The sequence below is a fragment of the Aquitalea sp. S1-19 genome (assembly GCF_024343515.1).
On record NZ_RJTZ01000283.1, the window covers coordinates 1 to 1,692 of the forward strand.

2 protein-coding genes are annotated in these 1,692 nt (G+C 63.0%); one reads left to right on the top strand and one right to left on the bottom strand.

All coding sequences use genetic code 11. The annotated features are described in order from the left end of the window. On the top strand, positions 1-610 hold a 610-nt coding region (locus tag EGI20_RS18365), incomplete at its 5' end, for a peptidoglycan DD-metalloendopeptidase family protein (protein ID WP_498630822.1). 3 nt (positions 611-613) lie between these two features. On the opposite strand, the gene EGI20_RS18370 is transcribed toward EGI20_RS18365, so the two are convergent. Next, a complete protein-coding gene (locus EGI20_RS18370; protein ID WP_498633133.1) occupies positions 614-1,570 on the bottom strand; it encodes a TIGR03862 family flavoprotein in 957 nt (318 codons plus the stop codon). Between the last annotated feature and the right edge of the window lie 122 nt (positions 1,571-1,692).

The window sequence follows — 1,692 nt, forward strand, 5'->3', positions numbered from 1 at the left end:
TCCGGCAGGGCACTACCGTGTGCAGGCGGGCGACACGCTATACCGCATTGCGCGCAATAGCGGGCGCAGCGTCAGCGAACTGCGCAGCTGGAACCGGCTGCCCGGCAATGCCATCAATGTGGGGCAGGTGCTGCGCATCATCCCGCCGCCACGCTATGCAGCCAGCAACCAGAATAGCAGCCCACGCCCAAGCAAGCCTGCGGCAACACCCGTGCGTCCGGCGGCCAAGCCTAAGCCGGCCCCCGCCAGCGCTAGCATCGCGCTGAGCTGGCCGGCCAAGGGCAAGCTGATTCAAGGTTACAGCAGCCGCAACAAGGGCATCGATATTGCAGGCAAGCCCGGAGACGACATTCTTGCTGCCGGCGCCGGCAAGGTGGTCTATGCCGGGCAAGGCATACGCGCTTACGGCAACTTGCTCATTATCAAGCACAACGAAGCCTTCCTCAGCGCCTATGCCCATAACCAGTCGCTCAGGGTCAAAGAAGGCGATACCGTCAGGCGTGGCCAACCCATCGCCAGCATGGGCAGCAGCGGCACCGACCGCACCAAGTTGCACTTCGAACTGCGCTACCGCGGCCAGGCGGTCGATCCCATGCCTTATCTGAACTAAGCGCTACTTGCAGCCCAAGAGCCGGTTGACGACGCCGGCACCGGCCGCACGGCCAGTCGCAAGGCAAGCCGTCAGCAAATAGCCGCCAGTCGGCGCCTCCCAGTCCAGCATCTCGCCGGCACAAAATACGCCCGGCAAGCGCTGCAGCATCAAGCCGCTATCCAGAGCCGCAAAGCACACGCCACCGGCACTGCTGATCGCCTCGTCCAGCGGGCGCGGCGCGCTGACCGTCACCGGCAAGGCCTTGATGGCCGCAGAAAGCCTAGCCACATCGTTAAAGCTGTCCTTGTCCAGGCATTCGCGCAGCAAGCCCATGCGCGCACCCTTGAGATTCAGCCGGCTTTGCAGATGGCTGGACAGCGAGCGCGAGCCGCGCGGATGGGCGACTTCTTGCATAACCTTGTCGGCACTACGATCCGGTGCCAGATCCAGATAAAAGGTCGCCTGACCATCGCGCTTGATCAGCTCACGCAAGCGTGCAGACAAGGCATAGATCAGATTGCCTTCGACACCATAGCGCGACAGCACCAGACCGCCGCGCCGGGTCTCGCTGACACCGTTTACATCGCTTAAGGTGACGGTGATGGATTTAAGCGCCTCACCGGCAAACTTGTCGGCAAAAAATGGCGACCAGCCCGCCTCGAAGCCACAGTTGGAAGGCTCAAGCTCCGCCACCGCCACACCCTTCTCCTGCAGTAGCGGCAACCAGGCACCATCCGAGCCCAGCTTGCGCCAGCTCCCGCCGCCCAGCGCCATATACACATCGGCCGGGGTCAATGCCATATTTTCGCCACTGCCAAGCCAGGACTCCAGCACGGCATCCAGGCCGATATCGCGAAAACGCTGCCCCAGGCCGGCCAGGCCGCCATGCTCGTCCACCAGAACGGCCAGCGCCCGCATCACGGCATCGTGCCGCCCCTCACCCGACATCAATTCGCCCAAACGGTCAAAGCACTTCATATGGCCTCCTGTGCTATGACTGCCCGAACAAACCCTTGAGCAAGGATGAGCCTTGGGACAGCAAGTCGGTATTCCCTGCCGGCACTTCGCCGTCAGGCGTCAGCTTGTCGACCAGTTGCGGC

What these genes read in the sequence shown, in the direction of transcription:
- EGI20_RS18370 (WP_498633133.1), bottom strand. Translation starts at nt 1,570, where the DNA reads ATGAAGTGCTTTGACCGTTTGGGCGAATTGATGTCGGGTGAGGGGCGG.